The organism is Bradyrhizobium sp. 179 (genome assembly GCF_023073535.1).
Classification (GTDB): Bacteria; Pseudomonadota; Alphaproteobacteria; order Rhizobiales; family Xanthobacteraceae; genus Bradyrhizobium.
In genome coordinates this window covers 1-2,810 of the sequence record NZ_JADPJR010000047.1, presented here as the reverse complement: position 1 = coordinate 2,810, position 2,810 = coordinate 1, and the positions used below count along the sequence as shown (strand labels likewise).

General features: G+C 63.1%; 3 protein-coding genes and 1 pseudogene. All 4 read right to left on the bottom strand.

The features are described from left to right. Positions 1-26: 26 nt before the first annotated feature. Entirely contained in the window at positions 27-266 is a 240-nt protein-coding gene (locus IVB12_RS10625; RefSeq protein ID WP_247298594.1) for a hypothetical protein, read from the bottom strand. Beyond that, positions 263-1,912, bottom strand: coding sequence for an IS66 family transposase (locus tag IVB12_RS10620; protein ID WP_247298591.1), 1,650 nt, complete (start codon positions 1,910-1,912; stop codon positions 263-265). The genes IVB12_RS10625 and IVB12_RS10620 overlap by 4 nt, the downstream gene beginning before the upstream one ends. 71 nt (positions 1,913-1,983) lie before the next feature. Then, a complete protein-coding gene (gene tnpB / locus IVB12_RS10615; protein WP_247298588.1) occupies positions 1,984-2,331 on the bottom strand; it encodes an IS66 family insertion sequence element accessory protein TnpB in 348 nt (115 codons plus the stop codon). A 236-nt stretch (positions 2,332-2,567) separates the two neighbouring features. After that, positions 2,568-2,723: pseudogene (locus IVB12_RS10610) on the bottom strand (transposase); the annotation flags it as partial. Positions 2,724-2,810: the final 87 nt, after the last annotated feature.

The following is a 2,810-nucleotide window of genomic DNA, read 5'->3' as shown; positions in this document are numbered from 1 at the left end:
GTATCCATTCGGCGTAGGCCGCAGGGTTACCGCCTGAGCAGTCCAGGGTTGTCTTTATAGAACCTGATCAGCTCGATGAGGTTTTCGATTCCAAAGTCGGTGAACGCCTGGATGCCGTGTTCTCCGACGCCATAGACCCAGATGACGCCGTCCTCGATCTCCATTTCGTTGGCGATGTCCCACAGCCAATCTTCGTCTTCGCCGAGGTCTTTCGCGACCTGGGTGATGGTGGTGACGTGATGGACCTTGTTGACGTGCGTGGTCATGCCGCTCGAGCGGAGAGTGCTGATGCTGGCGTCCAATTCCAGGGCAGAAGTTCGTCCAGCCGATGAGCCGGATGGGCGGCAATGCGGGCGAGGATGTCGGCGAGCCAGGCCTGCGGGTCGATGCCGTTCATTTTCGCCGTGACGATGAGGCTGTACATGGCTGCGGCGCGCCGCCCTCCGCGATCAGATCCGCAGAACAGCCAGGACTTCCGTCCAAGAGCGATGCCTCGCAAGCCCCGTTCGGCGGCATTGTTGGAGAGACACACGCGTCCATCTTCCAGGAACAGCGTGAAGCTCGTCCATCGCTTCAGGATATAGTTGAACGCCTTGGCCAGGTCGTGCCCACGGGAGAGCTTAGCGAGCTGTTCCCGCATGTAGACCTGAAGATCATCGACCAAGGGACGGCTCAGCGTCTGCCGCACCTGAACACGCTCCTCCGCACTCCTGCCATTGATGGAGCGTTCGATCTCGAACAGCGCATCGATCCGGCGCACGACCTCGACCGCGATGGGCGAGAGCGGGATCTCCTTTTTGCCAGCAGCCTTGCGCCGCGCATTCTCTTCGATGTCGGCCATGGCGAAGAACGGACGCCTTCCATGCGACCAGCAGGCAGCCTCTCGGATCGGTCCGGGCTGGCGTCCCACCAGATAGAGTTGGTTGTACCCATCATAGGCGTCGGCCTGCAGGATGCCGGCATATCGGGCCAGATGCCCCTGGGGATGCTCGCCCTTACGGTCGCGCGAGTAGTAGAACATCGCCGCTGGCGGGCCGGCTCCACCAAATGGCTTGTCGTCCCGCACGTAGATCCAGCACCGCCCCGTATCGGTCTTACCCTTAGCCAGCACCGGCACGGTCGTATCGTCGGCATGAAGGCGCTCGGCCGCCATGACATGGGCCTCAAGGCGGCGCAGCAACGGATCTAGCGAGGCACAGACCGCCCCAACGGCATCCGCCATGGTCGACAGTGCGATCGGCACGCCTTCCAGAGCGTAGCGCTCGGACTGGCGGTTCAACGGCTGATGTTGGCCGAACTTCTCGAACATGATCATGGCCAGGAGGCTTGGGCCAGCCCATCCCCGGGCGACGGCATGGAACGGGGCCGGCGCCTGGCTGATCTTCTCGCAGTCGCGGCAGGAGAACTTCTCCCGAACCGTCTCGATCACCTTCCACTGGCGCGGCACCACTTCCAGCGTGCGGGTCACATCCTCGCCGAGCTTGCGAAGGCGATTGCTGCCGCAGCATTCACAAGCCGTAGGCCCATCGATCACCACCCGTTCCCGCGGCAGATGCTCAGGGAAGGTCTGGCGCTCGGCACGCTGGCGCGTAAATCCACGCACCGTCGTCGTCATCGCCACGGCCCGTTCCGCCGCAAGCTCGTCCTCGGTGGCGTCGGCCTCCAGCTCTTCGAACGTCAGCGCCAACTGCTCGATCAGCCGCGCTGAACGCTCTGACCGTTGCCCATAGATCTGATGTTTTAGCCTGGCGATCTGCAGCTTCTGCTGGGCAATCAGCGCTTCGTCTTGCGACGCTTTCGCGCGGGCGACCGCGAGTTCAGCGGCGACCTCCAAACCCTTCGCGCGCTCGACTGCCAGCGCCTCTTTCAGGGCGGCAACGTCATCCGGAACAGCGTCGCGATCAGCATCCATGCGACGCAGTGAATCACAAGTCGGACGCGTTGGGACTCCTCAAAATGCCGGCAACCGCAGATTTTCCTAGATCAGCCCGCGCTCTGCGGTCGCCAGCTCAGTTGCGGATTCCTCCAGTCAATTCCTTCCAGCATATAAGCCATCTGCGCCGCGGAGATCGACACCGCGCCGGCCGAGGCCGACGGCCAGATGAACTTGCCGCGATCCAGACGCTTGGCATAGAGCGACATGCCTAACCCGTCATGCCAAAGGATCTTGACCAGATCGCCGCGGCGGCCCCGGAAGATGTAGAGATCGCCAGCGTGCGGATCGCGCCTCAGGCTCTCCTGAACTGTAAGAGCCAGGCTTCGCATGCCGCGACGCATGTCGGTGTGGCCAGTGGCGATCCAAACCCTGACGCCGCTCGGAATCGGGATCATCGTCGCCGCAGCAGCTCAAGAACTCGCTGCAGCGCCTCAACGTCTACGTCACGGTCAACGCGAACGCGACAGCCGCCGCCAAGCTCGATCTCGATGATTCCAGCCCTTGCACGCTGCGCAGGCGGGGAAGATGCCGGTTGTGGCGCGTCGCTCGAGATCGGAGCCGCCACCGGCGTGATCTCGACGGGAACGAGAGCTGGCACGGAATCTCCGCCCAGTCGCCCCTGGCGCGCTTGTCGACGCCAGGTGAACAGCAGGCTGTGAGCCACCCCGTGCCGGCGTGCGACGCCGCAGACCGTCTCGCCGGCCTGCAAGGTCTCTTCGACAAGGCGAACCTTCTCGTCGTAACTCCATCGTCGCCGACGCTCGGCGCCCAACACATTCACCTGCATTCGCACCGTGACCTTAAAGCTAGACTTAAGGTCAAATCCTCGGGCCGCCTCTCAAACTAAACAAGGCGGCCGACGCCGGAGGGATAC

Bases quoted from the DNA above. Each gene is read 5' to 3' on its own strand.
- IVB12_RS10625 (WP_247298594.1), bottom strand. From the start codon at position 266: ATGACCACGCACGTCAACAAGGTCCATCACGTCACCACCATCACCCAG.
- IVB12_RS10620 (WP_247298591.1), bottom strand. From the start codon at position 1,912: ATGGATGCTGATCGCGACGCTGTTCCGGATGACGTTGCCGCCCTGAAA.
- tnpB (WP_247298588.1), bottom strand. From the start codon at position 2,331: ATGATCCCGATTCCGAGCGGCGTCAGGGTTTGGATCGCCACTGGCCAC.